This is a genomic window from Hymenobacter sp. 102 (genome assembly GCF_049949205.1).
In the GTDB taxonomy this organism is placed as follows: domain Bacteria; phylum Bacteroidota; class Bacteroidia; order Cytophagales; family Hymenobacteraceae; genus Hymenobacter.
Genome location: NZ_CP188172.1, coordinates 2,387,320 through 2,404,664, shown reverse-complemented (window position 1 = coordinate 2,404,664; position 17,345 = coordinate 2,387,320). Strand labels below are relative to the sequence as shown.

The following is a 17,345-nucleotide window of genomic DNA, read 5'->3' as shown; positions in this document are numbered from 1 at the left end:
AGCAACGGTTGAGATGCCGTAGCTTACGCAGAATATTTTATTTCCGCCCGGTTCATGGCTGCATCTTCTCCTGCTTCCCACTCCGCCATTCTGCACCGCGTTTCTCTATGGCCGGCCTGGCGGCGGCTGGGAGCCGGCCTGGTACCGGCGGGGGCGCTGTACGTGCTGGCCCCTCCGCACTGGCCGTTCCTGTTGCGGCTGCTGCTGGCTTGGGATGGGTTCACGCTCGTCACGCTGAGTATCACTTGGGCTATTATTCTGTGGGCCAACGTAGGGCATATCCGGCAGGTGGCCACCCAGGAAGATCCGGGTCGGGCCCTGTCGTTTGCGGCCGTGCTGGGGGCGGCAGTAGCCAGTCTGCTGGCGGTAGTGCTACTGCTGTCGAAAACAGACGGGCCCGCTCTGCAGGTAGCACGGGTAGGCACGGGCAGCGTGGGCGTACTGGCGGGCTGGCTACTGGTGCACACGCTGTTCACGCTGCGCTACGCTCACCTGTACTACGCTACCGATAACCATGGAAAGGAAGGCGGGCTGGAATTTCCTGGTACTGAGCCGGAGCCCGATTACCTGGATTTTGCCTACTTCTCCTTCGTCATTGGTATGACGGCCCAAACAGCCGACGTGGGAATATCGGACCGGACGATTCGCCGGCTGGCACTGGTGCACGGACTATTGGCGTTCGGGTTCAACACGGCCGTGGTGGCCCTCACCATCAATGGACTGGCCAGCGTGCTATGAAACCAGCCGGCGCGAGGCTACCAGCGGGTGCGCGTGCTGGCAATACCGCTCCGCATCCAGCAACGACGGCACTACGGGCGGGCAGGATGCCGTGGGCAATTTGGCCAGCAACTGGTGGGCGGCGGCCCCGAGATGACAGAGCACCAAGGCCACCTTACGCGCCCGCAGCCGCCGGTAATAGCGCAGCAGTACCCGCAGCGACGACAGAGGCAGGTGCTGCAAGTGGCTGCAATCAACCCAGATACTGGGCTTGCCGCTCCGGCTGGCCAGGCGCAGCGCGGCGGTCAGCTGGGTTTCGGTGGCTGAGGCATGCTCATTGGCCAGAATCAGCAGGTAGCTGTTAGGCAGAATTTCACGGTACACTTCCATGGAGCAGGTGGGAAAAGCCCGGCAAACGGGAAAGCGGAGTGGCGGGCGGGTGGGATGAAGCGTATACGAGGTCTGATGCAGAGGGGTTTGCGAAGTTAATATACTGATTTATAGCATTATATTGTCGAGTTGGAACGGTGGTAAAGGCCTCTCAACTGGGGCGAGTGGGAAGCCCGGACTTGGAAAATCAACCGCTTTTATGCAGCCAGCCACCTACAATCTGCGTAGGTAGGCGGAGGCTGGCCGGGTCAAACTGACTACGGTGCAGCTACCGGTTATTCCTTATTTCTGGTTATGATTCGCATTCTGCTGGCCGATGACCACGCCATTCTGCGCGACGGTATCCGGGCTTTGTTGAGCAAGGAGCCCGATATGGAAATACTCGGGGAGGCGGCCCACGGTGAGGCCTTGCTGGAACTGCTGGCCCATACCCCCGCCGACGTGGTGCTGATGGATGTGAACATGCCCGTGCTGGACGGCTTTGCCACTATGGCGCACCTGCGCGAGCGGTACCCGGAGGTGCGGGTGCTGGTGCTATCCATGCTGGAGCACGAAAATTACGTCCACCGCATGATGGAGGCGGGGGCGCTGGGCTACGTGCTCAAGAATGCCGACATCACCGAAATCATGCACGCCATCCGGACCGTGGCGGCCGGGCGGGAGTTTCTGTGCACGGAAATTGGGCTGAACCTGCTGCGGCGGCTGGTAACGCAGACTACCGCCGGAGCTGCTGTGGAGCGCCTGCCCCCGAGCCGGCGGCCCGAAGCGGCGGCCGAGCTATCGGGGCGGGAACTGGAGGTGCTGCGCCTGATTGCCGAGGGTTTCACCAACCAGGAAATTGCCGATCAGCTGTTCACCAGTAAGCGCACCATTGAAACACACCGCCAGAATATCATCGAAAAAACCCAGGCCAAGAATACTGCTGCCCTCATCCGCTATGCCATGAGCCACGGCCTGATTGAATAAGTGGTGAAATTGTGAGAGGTGAGACGATGGCCATTCATCACTTCACCCTTACTGCAGGAAGGTGGTCAGCTCGCCGGTGTGCGTGAGGGTGAGGTGGTGCATGGCCCGGGTGCAGGCCACGTACAGCATGCGCTGATCTACCTCGGTGTGGTAATTTCGGGCCGAGGCGAAGGGTACGAGCACCTCATCAAACTCCAGCCCTTTCGAAAGGTGGGCCGTGGCAATGATAACGCCCTCTTTGAACAAGGTGGAGTCGGCAGTGAGCAGGTGTACGCCGGGGCCTTCCAGCAACTGGTACAGCTGCCGGGCCTGGCGACTGGTTTTGCAGATAACGCCCATCGACTGCCGGCCAGACGCCCGGAAATCGGCCACTACCTGCCGGATGGCGGCCTGTTCGGCTTCCGCGTCGGGGCAGGCCAGCACGGCGGGTTCGGGGCCGTGGCGCTCTAGGGGCTCAATGCCGGGCGTGGGCAGAATGCGCTGAGCCAAAGCCGTAATTTCGACGGTGGAGCGGTAGCTGCGCAGCAGGCTGACCACCTCGGCCTGCGGAAACACCCGCTCAATGGTATCCGCCGAGGACGCGCCGTAAGGATTCACCGATTGGCTGATGTCGCCCAGAATGGTTTTGCGACACGAGAACAGCCGGGCCAGCACCGCGTACTGCACCGGCGTGTAGTCCTGCATTTCGTCGATGATGAGGTGCTTCACCTGCTCGTAGCCGCCCAGGCCTTCCAGCCGGATGCGCAGGTACAGCAGGGCAAACACGTCGGCGTACTCCAGGTGCAGGCGGTGCGGGTCCAGCTTCAGCAGCTCGGGGCGGCCCAGCCACTGGTAAAAGTCCCGGTACAGCTCGGGCACGTGCCGGAAGCGGAACAGCCGGCGTAGGCTGTCTTCAATGCTGTTTTTCTCGCCGTTGGTGAGCTTGCGGCCCACGGCGTCGCGCACGTAGGCCCGCACATCCACGGCTACCAGGGCAAAGCGCTTCAGCAGAGGCACGCGGTGGTAGGTGCTGAATTTCTGGCGCAGCACCGCCGCCGGCACCACCGTACGGCCCACCCGGATATCCTGGAAGGTGAGGTAGTGGTTTTCGATGTGCAGCAGGTACTGGTTCAGCTGGCCCAGAAACTCCACCGACGACTTAAAACGCAGCCGCTCCACAAACCCCGCTCCGGGCTGCTCCAGCAGCCGGGCCACCTGCTCAAAAAACGTCTGGAAGGTGTAGCCGGGCTCCAACAGCTCGGCGGCCAGCTCTTCCATGCCCATTTCCGGAATGTGCTCCTCGCCCAGTTCGGGCAGCACGTTGGAGATGTAGTCGGCAAATACCTTGTTGGGGGAGAGAATGAGCACGTTGCGGGCCGCAATGGTGTCGCGGTGGCGGTAGAGCAGAAACGCAATGCGGTGCAGGGCAATGGAGGTTTTGCCCGAGCCGGCCACGCCCTGAATCACCATCACAGAGGCCTCGTCGTTGCGAATCACCGCGTTCTGGTCGCGCTGAATGGTGGCTACGATGTTGCGCATCTTATCATCCGAGGACTTGGCCAGCTCCTGCTGCAGCACGTCGTCGTGGATGTTCACCCCGCTGTCCAGCAGGTATTCCAGTCGCCCGTCGCGGATGCGGTATTGCCGCTTCAGGTCGATGCGGCCCGCTACCGAGCCGCCGGCGGGCGTGGTATACGCGGCCGGGCCCAGCTCAAAATCATAGAACAGCGAGGAGATGGGGGCCCGCCAGTCGAAAATCACGTTCTGACGCTCATCGGCAAAGGCGTACACGCCAATGTACACCGGCACGGTAGTGCCGCCCTTGGGCGTGAAATCAACCCGGCCGAAATAAGGTGACTGGCTGAGCTTGAACAGGCGGCGCTTGCGGGCCACCGAGGCCTCACCGGTAAACGCCATCCGGTCGATGGACTGCCCGGCGGCCACCATATCGGCCTCATCCAGGCCCGACTGGTGCTCGTAGAGGTACTGCTTTTTCTGGCGCAGCTCGGTGGAATATTGGCGCACGGCCTCATCCACGCGCCGGATAGCCACGGCCAGCCGCTCCTTCATTTCCTCCAGATATGCCCGCTCTTCCTGTTCCGTTGCGTTTATCACGTGCCGCCTGTTACGTAGCGTTGCTACTGCTATGACCTGAGAAATTGAAAACCCCGTTTCCGGTTCAGAAACGGGGTTTCAAGTAGCCGCGACGGGAATCGAACCCATATCAAGCGTTTAGGAAACGCCTATTCTATCCGTTGAACTACGCAGCCAAAGTGTTCGGATGCAAAGCTACGCCGAAAGCCCGGGCTGCCCAAACCGGCCGGCCCGGGCTCCGCGTATAGGAAGCCGGGCCGGGTCCCGGTATCTTCGTGCGGCTATTTCAGAATCTTCGCTTTTTTCGGGTATATGGGTGTTTTGGATGAATTGCGGAACCAGCGCCGGGCAGCCGGGTCAGCCTCAACTTCCGCCGCCGATGGACAGCAGCCTGCCCTGCTGCTCATTCCCGATATCAGCGGCTTTACCCGGTTCATTGAGGAATCCGGCAACCCCCAGGCTCCCTTTCTGGTGGCCGACTTACTGGAAATTCTCATCGAAGCCAATATTCTGGACCTGGAAGTAAACGAAATCCAGGGCGACGCGGTGCTGTTTTACCGGCTGGGCCCGCCTCCCTCGGCCGAGGAGCTGGTACGCCAGTGCCGCCGCATCTACCTCGATTTTCAGAACTACCTGCGCCTAGTGGAGCGGGATACGGGCTCGGCCTTGGCCGCCTCTTTGCATGAGCTGGCCCTCACGCTGAAAATTGTAGTGCACTACGGCCGCGTGAGCGTGGCCCGCATCCGGGAGCACACCAAGCTTATGGGCCGCGACGTGATTGTAGTGCATCGGCTGCTTAAAAACAACGTTGCCGGAGCCGAGTACATCCTGCTGTCGGAGGGCTACACCGGCACGCAGGCGGCGGGGGCACTGGCCCGGGCCTTTGCCTGGACGCGGCTGCTGCCGGGCTCTACGTATTACGAACACATTGGGGAGGCCCCGTACTACTACGCCCATCTTTCGCCGCTACGGCTGCTGCTGGCCAGCCCGACTGCCTCGGAGGAAGAAGGGCGCCCCGGCTGCGCCCTGAAAATACGCCGGGTGCTGCCGGTGCCCGCACCGTACGCGCTGCGCGTCATCAGCAACTTCCGGATGCGCCCCCGCTGGATGGAAGGGGCCACCGCTGTCCATTACGATGTGAGCAAAGCCGGCCGTCTGGGCACCAGCTACAAGGTGGATGTATTCAGCGGACAGATTGACTTCCAAACGGTACAGTGCCTGGAGGATGAGGAAGGCCGCATTACTTACGTGGAAAAGATTTCTCACTTCCGGCTGTTTCCCAACGCCCTGCTGTTCTATTGCCTCGAAGCCGTGGACCTAGACCGCTGCCTGCTTACGCTGGAGCTGCGCTATGGCCATGTGGCCAGCAACCACCGCCTCGTCCGGTTCGGGCAGCTACACCGGCTGCACCGCTTTCTGGGCCGCTCTGTTCAGCAACTGGCCCGGCTGCTGGGGGAGCGGTAAAGGGCCAGTCGGGTAGTTAGGTAGTCAGGTGGTTGATTGATTAAGAAGAAATGTCATCTTAATCAGTCAACCACCTGACTACCTGATTACTATGCCTTGTACAGCAACGCAATGCCGAAGGACAGGGCAGTGAGAATCAGGCCCACCATGAAAATGGTATAGCTCAGGCGTAGTAAGCGGTATTTCTTGGTGAGTACGTCGCCGAGGTAGTAGATGTCCGTCACCATGTTGGTGTACAGGGCATCCTTTTGCCCCATGATTTCCGTCATGCCCTGCTGAAAGTTGTCGAGGCTGAGCTTGCTGAAGTTACCAAAGAACAACAGGTTAACGCGGCGGTTAGTGGCAATCTGAGGGCTGCGCTTCAGCCACTTAAAGCTGGTTACATCGGGTTGGGCGCAGAGAATGGCCGTAATAACCGACCCGAGGGCCGTGGCCAGCAGAATGCCCATGGGCACGGCAACCACCGGATTGCGAATAAGCCCCACGTTATTGAGCGCCGCCGATTTACTGCCCAGCTTGGCCCCGAAGTAGGTGATGATAAGCGACATGAGCACCGCGTTCAGCGAAATCATCATGCTGGCTTTTTTATCGGCCATGTCCGAGAGTTTCATGTGGTTGCTGTACATGGTTCGGAACATGGTCTCGATGCCGCGCTTGGGCTCGGCGAAGGTGCCGGTAGCTTCTTCCTGCTTCTTTTTCTTTTTCTTTTCGGTTTTCTTCAGCTGCTTGCGCTGATCCTTGATGTTGTCTTTAAGCTGTTCTTCGTACCGCTCCCGGGCCGCCTTGGTATAGTATTTACCTGCGCAGAGAAAAGCCAGCTGATTTTCGGCCCAGTCGGAGTTGGAGTAGGTTTTACCCAGGGTGGCTTCCCATTCGGCCCGTAGCAGTTCCCCGTTGGCGAAGAAGTCGTCGCGGCCCATATTACTCATATCGGCATCCACCAACAGCTGCTCCAGCTCCGTCTCGCGGGCGGCGTCGCGGTGGGTGGCTTTAATGAGTTGTTGCACCAGGGCTACCCGCTCGGCAGGGTAGCCCTGCTGGGTCAGCCACTCGCCGGCCAGCTCGGCACTCCGGAACTCGTGCCCGTCGTAGGTATCAATGTAGCCTGTATCATGAAACCAGGCAGCCAGCAACAGGGCCTCCTGGTCGGGTGCCGACAGGCCCGCGGCTTCGCCTAGGGCGCGGGCCTCCTTGGCTACCGTAGCCGTGTGGGCAGGCGAGTGGTACACGAGCTGCGCCGGCAGTTTTTCCTCCAGCAGCTGTTGCACGTGGGCTTTAGCTTGCTTAATAATTTCGGCCTTGGCGGGCTTTTGGGTAAGGGTAGGCTCCATCAGGGTAAAAAAGAACGGAAAGATGGCAGCAACGAGCTGTGCCGCTTACAACGCGTTTTGTGGCCCCGGGTTGTAGGCCGGTTTGGTTTTGCCGGGGCAGGCCGGCGTTACTTCCTGCGAAGTACCAGCATTTCGCGGAAAAACTTCTGGCTGAAGTTCCGCCCGGCCTGAGCCCAACCGTACGCGGGCAATTTGCGTACGGCACCGCACGGCTGGTCGTGGCCGGTGCGCATAGCCGTTGCCAACGGATTGCCGTATTGCTCACGTATTGCGCTTCCTTTGTGTCGGCTTCGGTCGTCAGGCGTATTTCTGTGCTATTTCCCTCCTCTTAATATGAACAGACATTTTCTGTCCTGTTGTCTGCTGCTGACGGTGCTTGGAGCTGCTCCTCCTGCGGCGCTGGCGCAGCAAAAAGCGAAAGTCCAAGTGCCTCACCCCACCCGGCCCAATTACCGTAAAGGAGCCGAAAACTGGGAGGCAAAAACCCCACCCGACAGCACCCGCATTCGGTACAGCGTATTCCTGATTGGGGATGTGGGCAAGCCCGTGCTTGAGTCCGAAGGCGGGGAGCCTTCCCTGAACTATCTGCGCAAGCAGATTCTGGCCGCCGGGGCCAAAAGCACTACCGTGTACCTCGGCGACAACATTTACGAGTACGGCATGCCTGAGGAGAAGGCCTATGACCGGAAAGTGTCCGAGCAGCGCATCGTTGATCAGTTGAAAGTACTGCGCGACTACCAGGGCGAGAAGTACATGATTCCGGGCAACCACGACTGGAAACAGGGCCAGCGCGGGGCCGTGGACCAGGTAAACCGGGAGCAGTTTTTCGTGGAAAACTATCTGCAGAGCGACTCGGCTGCCTTCCCCTACACCGGCGACTTCTTCCTGCCCCGCGACGCCTGTCCCGGGCCGGTTGAAATTCGCTTGCAGGATGATCTGGTGCTGATTGCCATCAACTCGCAGTGGTTTCTGCAAACCTCCGGCGAGCGGCCCTATGGGGCCAACAGCGGCTGTGGCGTCGCCAACGAAACCGACTTCTTCACCCAGGTTGAGGACATCATTCAGCGCAACGCGGGCAAGAATATCATGGTGGTAGCCCACCACCCGCTGTTCTCCGATGGTATTCACGGGGGCTACTTTACGCTGGGCGACCATTTCTTCCCGCTCAGCATCGTGTATAAGTATGCCTTTGTGCCGCTGCCGGTTATTGGCTCCATTTATCCGTTTGCCCGCAAGTACGGCGGGGTAAGCCAGGACATTGCTCACCCTCTGTACCAGGCGTACAAGAAAGGGCTGCTGGAGATTTTCCAGAAGTATCCGAACGTGGTGTACGCCGCGGGCCACGAGCACAACCTGCAGTATTTCAAGGAAGGCAACCTCAACCACATCGTCAGCGGCTCGGGCTGCAAAACCCAGCACGTGAAGCCCGGCTCGGGCGGTGATGCCCTGTTCTCGGACAAAGAGAAAGGGTTTGCCCGCGTGAACTACTATGACAATGGGGAGGTATGGACGGAATTCTACATCCCGAATGGGGTGGGCGAAACCGGCCGTCTGGTGTACCGCACGCCCATGTACGCCCGCCAGGATGTGGTGGCCGAAGGCCCGGCTAAGGTAACGGGGCCCCGCCCCAACTTCCGCGACTCCACCGTGACGGTGGCCGTAAACCCCGGCTACGACGACCGGGGTAACTTTCATAAGTTTCTGTTCGGGGAGCATTACCGCAAGGAGTGGGCTACGCCGGTAAAGTTTCCGGTGCTGGACCTGGCTACCGAGAAAGGTGGCCTCACGCCGTATAAGATTGGCGGTGGTAAGCAAACGGCTTCCTTGAAAGTGCGCAACGAGGAAGGTCGCAACTTTACCATCCGCAGCCTCAACAAGGACCCCTCGGCCGTGTTACCGGAAGCCCTGCGCACCGGCGCGGCGGCCGATATTCTGCAGGACCAGATTTCGGCCCAGCACCCGTTCAACTCCATTGTAATACCACCTCTGGCCGATGCGGCCGGTATTCTGCACACCAACCCCGAACTGCGCTACATTCCGCAGGACCCGCTGCTGGGCCAGTACCTGGAGCGGTTCGGCAATACGCCGGGGGCCATTGAGGAAGATGCCAAGGACGACCAGAGCAACGTGGAAAGCCTGGGCAACGCCAAAAACCTGGTGGGCACCGACAAGGTATTTGAGCGCATCACCGACGACAACGACAACCGCGTCAACGAAAAAGCCTTTGCCCGCTCCCGCCTCTTTGATATGTGGATTGGCGACTGGGACCGGCACGAGGACCAGTGGCGCTGGGCCGAGAAGAAGGACAAGGACGGCGACCGAAAGTTCACGGCCGTGCCCGAGGACCGGGACGTGGCCTTCTTTAAGGGCGACGGGCTATTTCCCTACCTGGCTTCGCGCAAGTGGGCCATCCGCAACTTCCAGAACTTCGGCAAGGACTACGCCGACTGGAAGGGCCTGAACCTGACGGCCCTGAGCAATGACCGGGTGTACCTGGCCTCCGTGACCAGAGAGCAGTGGGTAAAGCAGGCTGAGGAGCTGAAAGCCAGCCTCACCGATGAGGTGATTGACAAAGCCTTCAAGGAGCGGTGGCCCAAGCAGATTTACGACCTGCACGGCCCCGAAATCATGGCCAAGCTGAAAAGCCGCCGCGACCTGCTGCCTGAAGTGGCCGCCGACTACTATGAGGTGCTCAGTAAGGTAACGGAGGTGAAAGGCTCCAAGAAGCGTGAACGGTTTGTGGTGGAGCGCCTGCCCGACGATAAAACCCGCGTAACTGTTCAGAAAATCAACAAGGAAGGCCAGCTCACCAAGATGCTGTTCGACCGTACCTTCGATAACAAGGTAACCAAGGAGCTGCGTCTGTACGGTTTTGCCGGCGAGGACCAGTACGAGGTGAAAGGTGACGTGAAGCGGGGCCCGCTGGTGCGCATCATTGGGGGCCTCGACCGGGACTCCATTGTGGACCGCTCCAACGTGGCCGGGTTCCGCCACCGCCTGCACGTGTACGACGCCGACTCGGGCAACGTGCTGGTACCCGGCAAGGATACCCGCCTGCGCCTGGAGCCCGGCATTGATGTGAGCCGCTATGATGTGCACACCCGCTCCGACCGTAAGGATTACACCCTGAACTATTTCGGGCCCACTGCTTACTTCGGGTATAATATTGATGACCGGGTGTTTGTGGGTGGCGGCGCGGTGTACCGCACCTACGGTTTCCGTAAAGCGCCCTACGCCACTGAGCAGAGCCTGGCCGCCAACTACTCGCCCTCCCAGAGTGCCTACAATGTGCGCTACCTGGGCCATTTTGTAGATGTGTTCGGCAAGACGGACCTGCGTCTTACGGCCCAGCTCTACGGGCCCCAGCTGCTGTACAACTTCTTCGGGCTGGGTAACGACACCAGGAACTCTCTGGCCGGTGACGATGACGACGGTCCGGCCCGCAACCGGGACATCAATGAGCTGTACCGCATCCGCTTCTCGCGGCTGTACGTGGCCCCAATGCTGGAAAAAGACCTGTTCAGCTTCCTGAAATTTGGGTTTGGCCCGCAGTACGACCAGTGGCACATTGACCGGGGCCGCATCGGGAACGAAATAGCCTTGGGGCTCGATGCCAACGGCAACGGCCAGGACGGCACCGCCGCCGCCGGTATCCGCGCCTCCGATTTTGGTACCAGCCGCTACCTGGGCGGTAAGGCCTACCTGAATCTGGATGCGGCTAGCTCACCTAAAAACCCCCGTATCGGGCTGCGCTGGTATAACTCAGTGGAGTACAACCGCCAGCTTAACGATGAGAAGTTGAGCTACGGCCGGCTGGCTACCGAATTCCGCGCCTACCTCTCGCCCAACTTCCCTTTCCAGCTCACCTGGGCCGGGCGTATTGGGGCTACCCGCAACCTGGGCGACTACCGTTTCTTTCAGGCTAATACGCTGGGGGGCACTACCAACCTGCGCGGTTACCGCCGTACCCGCTACGCCGGCCGCTCGTCGGTGTACGGTAACGCCGAGGTACGCGTGCAGCTCTTCACCTTCAACGCCTACCTGGTACCCGGTAAGTTCGGTGTTCTGGGCCTGGCCGATGCCGCCCGGGTATATACCTCCCGCGACACGCAAACCGGCCTGAAAGCCTTCCACACGGCCGTGGGTGGGGGCGTGTGGGTAGATGTGCTGAAGCAGGCCGTCATCAACGCTACCTACTCGGTAGGCGAGGAGAAGCTGGTGTTTGTCGGCTTTGACTTCCTGTTCTAAGGGGGAAGTTGTGAGGTTGTGAAACGATGAATTGACGTGCTGCCTGCGTACCCCGCGCCTGCAGGCCCACTACTTCACCACGTCACAATTTCACCTTTCCTTCGCTTATCCTTTTTCGCGAAAAGACGTTAAGGCTAGCCTGACGTCTTTTTGTCGTTTTTACGCATCCCCTCAATCCTTCCTATGCCCCTTTCTTTGACGCTGATTGGGCGCTTCGCCCGGCCCCTGACTGTTGGCTTCTGTGCGGTGGTGGCCTCTGTAGCCCAGGCGCAGGTAACGCCTACCTCACCGCCCGTGTACCCGCCGCCCGCCCCGCCCGTTTCCGATACCACCGCCGCCGACCAAGTGGGCCGCGACCAGGAGTTTGCCACGCCCTCCGTTATCGGCATGGGGCCCAGCAAAGGCCTGATTTTTCACTATGAGCGAATGCCCCGCTTCAATGTTGCCTCCAACGGGCAGGCCGTTGGTCTGCAGGATTATAAGTCGCAGGCGGAGAAGAATGCCCGCCTGGTGATTAAGGGCTATATTCCATTCTGGAACCGCCCCCACCTGAAAATGCTGCTCGGTGTGAATTACGAGCGGGAGGAATTTAAATTCCGGCAATACCCCACCGGCTACGAACTCTACGATAACATTGAGGATAAGGGCCTGAAAACTCTGGGGGCTCAGTTGGCCATCATTCGGCCGGTAAATGCCGTAAACTGGTACATCTTTCGGGTGAAGGGTGAGTTGAGCGGCGACTATACGTCGCAGGGAGTGAACGTGAGCGACTACCTACGCGTATCCTCCGAGTTTTTGTACGGCTGGAAGCGCAGCCCTACCTTCTCCTGGGGCGTGGGCCTGCAGTTGGGCTATACCTTCGGGCGGCAGAGTATCTACCCGGCGGTGCTCTACAACCGTACCTTCAACGACCGGTGGGGCGTAGAGGCCCTGTTCCCGGCCCGCATTACAGTGCGGTACAATGCCTCGCCCAAGTCGCTGTTCTTTGCCGGGTATTCCGTAGATGGCTTCAACTACATCATCAAGCTGCGGGAGCCCCTGCGCCGGGCCGATAAGATTGCTTTACGTACCCTGGAACTCCGCGAAACCGAAGTTAAATTCCGAGGACGCTGGGAGCGGGAAATCTATGATTTCCTCTGGTTTGGGCTGGAAGGCGGCTACCGCTACAACTACGCCTTCGATGCCTTCGACCGCACGAATAACGACCGGACCAAAATAATTGACTCCAAATTGGCCGGTGCTCCCTATGCCTCAGTAGAGCTGTTCATTGTGCCTCCGCGCAAATTCCTCAAGAAAACAGTAAGCAAGTAGCAAATAACGCGGCACTAGCCACAGCCATTCATTAAGAAGCCCCCGTTGCCGTACGCAACGGGGGCTTCTTGGTGAAAGCAAATCGTTATGAATACGCCGCTGACGGGCAATTCTATTGCTGATGGTGGACGGCTATTCTTCCTTCAGCGAGGCCATATCGATGACGTAGCGGAAGCGTACCTGCTCATCTTTCAGTTTGTCAAACGCTTTGTTGATATCCTGCATCCGGATTAGCTCTACCTCGGGCAGAATATGGTGTTCGGCGCAGAAATCCAGTACTTCCTGAGTTTCCTGGATGCCCCCGATAAGTGAGCCGGCAATGGAGCGGCGGTGCAGGGCTACTTCCATGTTGTTGAGTGCCTTTTTGTACTCGCCTAGCAGACCCACCGTCACCAGTGCTCCGTCGCGGCGGAGCAAGGGTACGTAGTCGTTCAGCTCGAAGGCGTCCGGGATGGTTACCAGAATGAAATCGAGGCTGAGGGCGTGGGCTTCCAGCTGCTTGGCATCGGTGGTGAGGACCACGTGGCTGGCGCCCAGCTGCACGGCTTCGGCCTGCTTATCTTTGTTAGTGGTCAGTACGGTTACCTCAGCGCCCAGAGCTTTGGCCAGTTTTACGGCCATGTGCCCCAGGCCGCCCAGCCCGGCAATACCCACTTTGGAGCCCTCCCGTACGCCCCAGTGTTTGAGCGGCGAATACGTGGTGATACCCGCGCACAGAATGGGGGCTACGGCCTTTACATTAAGGCTTTCGGGGATGCGCAGTACAAAGCTCTCCTTCACTACAATAGTAGTTGAGTAGCCGCCGTACGTATTAAAGCCGCTGCCGTCGGGTTTCATGTAGCCGTTGTAGGTGGCCGTGAAGCTTACCGGGCCTTCGCAGTAATTCTCCTCGTGGTGTCGGCAAGGTTCGCAGCTTCCGCAGGAGTCAATCATACAGCCCACACCCACCAGGTCGCCTACTTTATATCGGCTAACGGCCGAACCGGTTCGCACTACGCGGCCAACCACCTCGTGGCCCGGTACGCAGGGGTAGAGGGTGTTGCCCCAGTCGTTTTTCACTTGGTGCAAATCGGAATGGCAGACGCCACAATACAACACGTCAATCTGAACTTCATCCTCGGCGGGCGCTTTGCGCTCAATATCCATTTCCGAGAGGCCGTTGAAAAAGGAGCCCTTCGCGCCGTAGCCTTTGGCTTTAATTGTTTCCATGTAGGTAGGATTGGTTGTGAAGAAGAATGATTCACAGTACGCGTCGACGCTGAAGGGCGTTGTTGTACCTACATATAAAGTATTGGCCTCCTTGCCCGGAATTTTACCTTACGGCATTATAAAAAAAGCCCCGGCCAGATCAGGCAGGGGCAGAAAAACCACGGAGCGCAATAGTGTTACCACAGGCGGGTATCATGCACCCCGGCGGGTAGGGGCGGATGCTCGGAGAAGCCCAGCACGCACCAGCCCTGCTCCACCCCAAAAGTGCCACCCGGCATCAGGTAACTTACCCATCGTTCAAGGGTACGGCCGGTGTATTGCTCGCTTTCGGGCTCGTACTCCCGCAACAGCAAGGCATCACCTACTTGAAAGTTCCGGTCGTTAAGACGCACATCGAAAGGCTTGGAACCGGCGGCCACTGCTCCGAAGCAGGTCGGCCATATTTTCAGCTCGTGGGCCCGGGAGGCTACGGACGACGGGGCAACAGCGGAGGTTAGGGTATGTGGCATGGCATGAAGTGCAAAGGTGAACCGGCTATGTTCAGAAAGAATCATGCCGTATTGCCTTGAATATCCAAAGCAAGGAATACTAACGGATAATAGAGGCGGATAGTTCAGGGGGACTGACAACCTTCATCTAAAAAAGGCCCGACAGGTAGCTACCTGTCGGGCCGATGTAATATACTCTTGTTCCAGTAGTTAGCTTTTGGGTGCCCCCGGCTTACGGGTGGCGGACCTCTTTGCGAGGCTTTTCAGATAAGCGTAGGTGTCAAACTGGGACCGGATGCGCCCTTTTTCGGTAGCTTCAGCAGTGTGGCCCAGAAAGTTGTTCTGCCAGTCGCGGGCTTTCACGTTGTCCTGGCGCTGCAAATCCAGCAGGTGGCGCACTTCGGCTTTCAGTTCGGGTTGCAGAATAGGGAAAGCCACCTCCACGCGGCGGTCCAGGTTGCGGGCCATCCAGTCAGAAGAGGCCACGTACACCTTTTCGTCGCCGCCATTGCCGAATACGTACACCCGGGCGTGCTCCAGAAACCGATCCACCATGCCACGCTGCTGGATATTGGTACTCTGGCCGGCCAGCTCCGGAATCAGGCAGGAAATGCCCCGGATGAGCAGCTCCACCCGTACGCCGGCTTCACTGGCCTCGTAGAGCTTCAGAATCATGCGGTCATCCTGCAGGGCATTGAGCTTCAGAATGATGTAGGCATCCTCGCCGCGCCGGGCTCGCTCAATTTCGGCGTCCACCAGGGCTACCAGCTTCTCGCGCAGCTCGAAAGGGGCTACCAGCAGGTGCTGGAACAACCCTGCTTTGTCCTGCCGATCGTGAAAATAGCGGAACACTTCGGCCACCTCCCGCGTGATTTCGGGGTTGGCGGTAAACAGGCCGTGGTCAGCGTAAATCTCGCTGGTTTTCTCGTTGAAGTTGCCGGTGCTCAGGTAGGCGTACAGCTGGTTGTGGCCCTCTTCGGCACGGGTGATGAGCAGCAGCTTGCTGTGTACTTTCAGGTCAGGAATACCGAAGATGACGTTGGCTCCGGCTTTCTGCAGCTTCTCGGCCCAGAACATGTTGCTTTCCTCATCGAAGCGGGCTTTTAACTCTACCACCACCGTCACCTGCTTACCGTTCTTCACGGCTTTCAGCAGCGCTTTGGCTACTTCGCTCTTTCCCGCTACCCGGTACAGGGTCATGCTGATGCCACTGACCTGCGGGTCCTTGGCGGCTTCGGTAAGCAGGCGGGTTACGTAGTCGAAGGACTGGTAGGGCGGATGCAGCAGGTGGTCGCGCTGGGCAATGGCAGGCAGCATGGGGCCAGTGCGGGGCAGCGTAGGCTGAGGTAGCGGGGGCATAGGCGCGTACTGTAGCCGGGCCAGCCCAAAATCGGGGAAACCGAAGAAGTCTCGGAAGTTGTGGTAGCGGCTGCCCTCTACCAGCTCCTCCTTACCGATGCCGGTTTTCTGCATCACGGCCCGCAGGACCTCCTTGGGCATGGCGGGGTCGTACAGCAAACGGGCCGGGAAGCCGGTTTCGCGCTTCTGCAAGCTGCTTTTGATTTTAGCCAGCAGGTTGCCCGATACTTCCTCCTGAATATCCAACTCGGCGTCGCGGGAGAGCTTGATGGCGTGCACCTGCACTTTCTGATACTTCGGAAACAGCTCCTGGGCGCAGCACCGGATTACATCGTCGAGGAACATCACGTAATGCTCCTGGCCCACGTCGGGCAGGCGTACAAAGCGGCTGCCGTGGCGCTTGGTTGGCAGCTCCATGGCTACCACCCGCTCCGCATCGTGCTTTTTGCGGTTCTCAGGCTGGCTGAGCAGAAAAGTGAGGTACACGCTCTGGTCGCGCAGGAACAGATGGTGCAGGTTTTCATCCAGGATGATGGGCGAGAGTAAATCCTGCACGTTCTGCCGGAAATACTGCTGCACCCACTGGTGCTGCTCTTCACTCAGGTCGTGTTCCGAAATCAGGTGGATGTGTTCTTCCCGCAGGCCGGGCAGAATCTGGTTACGGAACGTGTCGCCGAATTCCTGCTGCTGGCGGCCCACCTCCTGGAGTAGGTCGTGGAGCTGCTCGGCGGGGTCTTCGCTTAGTTTGGCCCGGGTTTTCTTTTTGAGCTTCACCAGGCGGCGCAGCGTAGCCACGCGTACCTTGAAATACTCGTCTAGGTTACTACTGAAAATAGCCAGAAACTTAATGCGCTCTAGCAGGGGCACTTCAGGGTTTTGCGCTTCCTGCAGCACGCGGCGGTTAAACGTCAGCCAGCTCAGCTCGCGGTTTAGCAGCCGGGGCTGCGCCTGTTTGGTTTCGGACATGGGTAGTCGGTCGTCAGTCGTTGGTTGTCAGTTGTCAGTTGTTTGGGGTCTATCCGCCGTTGGTCATTGTTTGTCATCAACTGTCAGGCCTGAATTCTGCCAACATATAACAAGTGCCTGACAACTCACAGCCGGCAACTGACTATTGATTTTTCGGCTTATCGAAGAAGTAGTATTCCGCGTTGGCGCGGTCAGTCTGGGCCCAGCTGGCAGTGTTGAATTTCAGGCACACGATACTGGCGGTGGGCATTTCAGGTATTTCGCTGGGGGAGAGCAGGTTGGCAAACTCGGTGAGGGTGTTGTTGTGGCCCACCAGCAGCACCGAATCGGCCGAGTCAGGCAGCTGCTGGACAACAGTCAGCAAATCGGGCACAGTCGCTTCGTAAATGGTTTCCACTACCTCAATCTTCTCCGCCGGATATTCCAGCTCATGGGCAACCAGCGCGGCCGTGCTCATGGCCCGTACAGCCGGGGAGCTTACCAGCAAATCCAGCCGGATGTCCCGCTTCTTCAGGGCTTGGCCCATCAGGGGGGCATCGTCGCGGCCCCGGTCATTGAGGGGGCGCTGTTTGTCGCTCAGATCATCGAAGCTCCAGCTGGATTTGGCGTGGCGCATTAAATAAAGGGTCTTCATAGGAGTTGGGAGCGGAACGGTAGGCAGGCTTCTTTACTGAGGCAGTACTAAAAGGTTTTGGGTGAGGGCGACTTTGCTTTGGCACGAGTCGGCCAACTCTCTGATGAGTGGGGTTTCGGCCAGTTATTCCTCGAACGGGCAGCCAATTGTTACGGTTTGGTGAAGATTCTGGGTGATAGTCAGGGTATT

General features: G+C 59.0%; 12 protein-coding genes and 1 tRNA gene. 5 read left to right on the top strand and 8 right to left on the bottom strand.

What is annotated here, in order from left to right:
- Positions 1-54 precede the first annotated feature (54 nt).
- Positions 55-738 carry a DUF1345 domain-containing protein gene (locus ACN19L_RS10315; protein WP_426493397.1) on the top strand — a complete coding sequence of 228 codons (684 nt, stop codon included), beginning with the start codon at positions 55-57 and terminating at the stop codon, positions 736-738.
- Here ACN19L_RS10315 and ACN19L_RS10310 read toward each other — a convergent pair.
- A complete protein-coding gene (locus ACN19L_RS10310) occupies positions 733-1,107 on the bottom strand; it encodes an STAS domain-containing protein (RefSeq protein WP_426493396.1) in 375 nt (124 codons plus the stop codon). The two genes, ACN19L_RS10315 and ACN19L_RS10310, sit on opposite strands and share 6 nt — an antisense overlap.
- Positions 1,108-1,401: 294 nt before the next feature.
- On the opposite strand from ACN19L_RS10310, the gene ACN19L_RS10305 reads away from it, so the two are divergent.
- Positions 1,402-2,073 (top strand): response regulator, encoded by a 672-nt coding sequence (locus ACN19L_RS10305; protein ID WP_426493395.1) that lies wholly within the window; start codon positions 1,402-1,404, stop codon positions 2,071-2,073.
- A 48-nt stretch (positions 2,074-2,121) separates the two neighbouring features.
- Here ACN19L_RS10305 and ACN19L_RS10300 read toward each other — a convergent pair whose 3' ends face one another.
- Together ACN19L_RS10300 and ACN19L_RS10295 are read right to left on the bottom strand one after the other, a co-directional pair.
- On the bottom strand, positions 2,122-4,167 hold the full coding sequence (locus tag ACN19L_RS10300) for a HelD family protein (protein ID WP_426493394.1): 2,046 nt from the start codon (positions 4,165-4,167) through the stop codon (positions 2,122-2,124).
- A gap of 83 nt (positions 4,168-4,250) precedes the next feature.
- Positions 4,251-4,322, bottom strand: a tRNA-Arg gene (locus ACN19L_RS10295).
- Between the two features lie 136 nt (positions 4,323-4,458).
- Between ACN19L_RS10295 and ACN19L_RS10290 the strand changes: the two genes are divergently transcribed.
- Positions 4,459-5,610 carry a DUF2652 domain-containing protein gene (locus ACN19L_RS10290; RefSeq protein ID WP_426493393.1) on the top strand — a complete coding sequence of 384 codons (1,152 nt, stop codon included), beginning with the start codon at positions 4,459-4,461 and terminating at the stop codon, positions 5,608-5,610.
- Positions 5,611-5,699: 89 nt separating this feature from the next.
- Here ACN19L_RS10290 and ACN19L_RS10285 read toward each other — a convergent pair whose 3' ends face one another.
- Positions 5,700-6,941, bottom strand: a complete 1,242-nt coding sequence (locus ACN19L_RS10285; protein ID WP_426493392.1) for a Pycsar system effector family protein — start codon at positions 6,939-6,941, stop codon at positions 5,700-5,702.
- A 333-nt stretch (positions 6,942-7,274) separates the two neighbouring features.
- On the opposite strand from ACN19L_RS10285, the gene ACN19L_RS10280 reads away from it, so the two are divergent.
- Positions 7,275-11,189, top strand: a complete 3,915-nt coding sequence (locus ACN19L_RS10280; RefSeq protein ID WP_426493391.1) for a metallophosphoesterase — start codon at positions 7,275-7,277, stop codon at positions 11,187-11,189.
- A gap of 183 nt (positions 11,190-11,372) precedes the next feature.
- Complete coding sequence (locus tag ACN19L_RS10275; protein ID WP_426493390.1) at positions 11,373-12,500, top strand: DUF6268 family outer membrane beta-barrel protein; 1,128 nt, start codon at positions 11,373-11,375, stop codon at positions 12,498-12,500.
- A 132-nt stretch (positions 12,501-12,632) separates the two neighbouring features.
- On the opposite strand, the gene ACN19L_RS10270 is transcribed toward ACN19L_RS10275, so the two are convergent.
- The 4 genes from ACN19L_RS10270 to ACN19L_RS10255 form a co-directional block, all read right to left on the bottom strand.
- Positions 12,633-13,709, bottom strand: a complete 1,077-nt coding sequence (locus tag ACN19L_RS10270; protein ID WP_426493389.1) for an NAD(P)-dependent alcohol dehydrogenase — start codon at positions 13,707-13,709, stop codon at positions 12,633-12,635.
- A 176-nt stretch (positions 13,710-13,885) separates the two neighbouring features.
- Complete coding sequence (locus tag ACN19L_RS10265; RefSeq protein WP_426493388.1) at positions 13,886-14,218, bottom strand: ASCH/PUA domain-containing protein; 333 nt, start codon at positions 14,216-14,218, stop codon at positions 13,886-13,888.
- Positions 14,219-14,407: 189 nt separating this feature from the next.
- Positions 14,408-16,522 carry a polyphosphate kinase 1 gene (gene ppk1, locus ACN19L_RS10260; protein ID WP_426493387.1) on the bottom strand — a complete coding sequence of 705 codons (2,115 nt, stop codon included), beginning with the start codon at positions 16,520-16,522 and terminating at the stop codon, positions 14,408-14,410.
- A 142-nt stretch (positions 16,523-16,664) separates the two neighbouring features.
- Positions 16,665-17,156, bottom strand: a complete 492-nt coding sequence (locus ACN19L_RS10255; RefSeq protein ID WP_426493386.1) for a SixA phosphatase family protein — start codon at positions 17,154-17,156, stop codon at positions 16,665-16,667.
- Positions 17,157-17,345: the final 189 nt, after the last annotated feature.

Coding starts and splice junctions, on each gene's coding strand:
- ACN19L_RS10315 (WP_426493397.1), top strand. CDS start 55: ATGGCTGCATCTTCTCCTGCTTCCCACTCCGCCATTCTGCACCGCGTT.
- ACN19L_RS10310 (WP_426493396.1), bottom strand. CDS start 1,107: ATGGAAGTGTACCGTGAAATTCTGCCTAACAGCTACCTGCTGATTCTG.
- ACN19L_RS10305 (WP_426493395.1), top strand. CDS start 1,402: ATGATTCGCATTCTGCTGGCCGATGACCACGCCATTCTGCGCGACGGT.
- ACN19L_RS10290 (WP_426493393.1), top strand. CDS start 4,459: ATGGGTGTTTTGGATGAATTGCGGAACCAGCGCCGGGCAGCCGGGTCA.
- ACN19L_RS10285 (WP_426493392.1), bottom strand. CDS start 6,941: ATGGAGCCTACCCTTACCCAAAAGCCCGCCAAGGCCGAAATTATTAAG.
- ACN19L_RS10280 (WP_426493391.1), top strand. CDS start 7,275: ATGAACAGACATTTTCTGTCCTGTTGTCTGCTGCTGACGGTGCTTGGA.
- ACN19L_RS10275 (WP_426493390.1), top strand. CDS start 11,373: ATGCCCCTTTCTTTGACGCTGATTGGGCGCTTCGCCCGGCCCCTGACT.
- ACN19L_RS10270 (WP_426493389.1), bottom strand. CDS start 13,709: ATGGAAACAATTAAAGCCAAAGGCTACGGCGCGAAGGGCTCCTTTTTC.
- ACN19L_RS10265 (WP_426493388.1), bottom strand. CDS start 14,218: ATGCCACATACCCTAACCTCCGCTGTTGCCCCGTCGTCCGTAGCCTCC.
- ppk1 (WP_426493387.1), bottom strand. CDS start 16,522: ATGTCCGAAACCAAACAGGCGCAGCCCCGGCTGCTAAACCGCGAGCTG.
- ACN19L_RS10255 (WP_426493386.1), bottom strand. CDS start 17,156: ATGAAGACCCTTTATTTAATGCGCCACGCCAAATCCAGCTGGAGCTTC.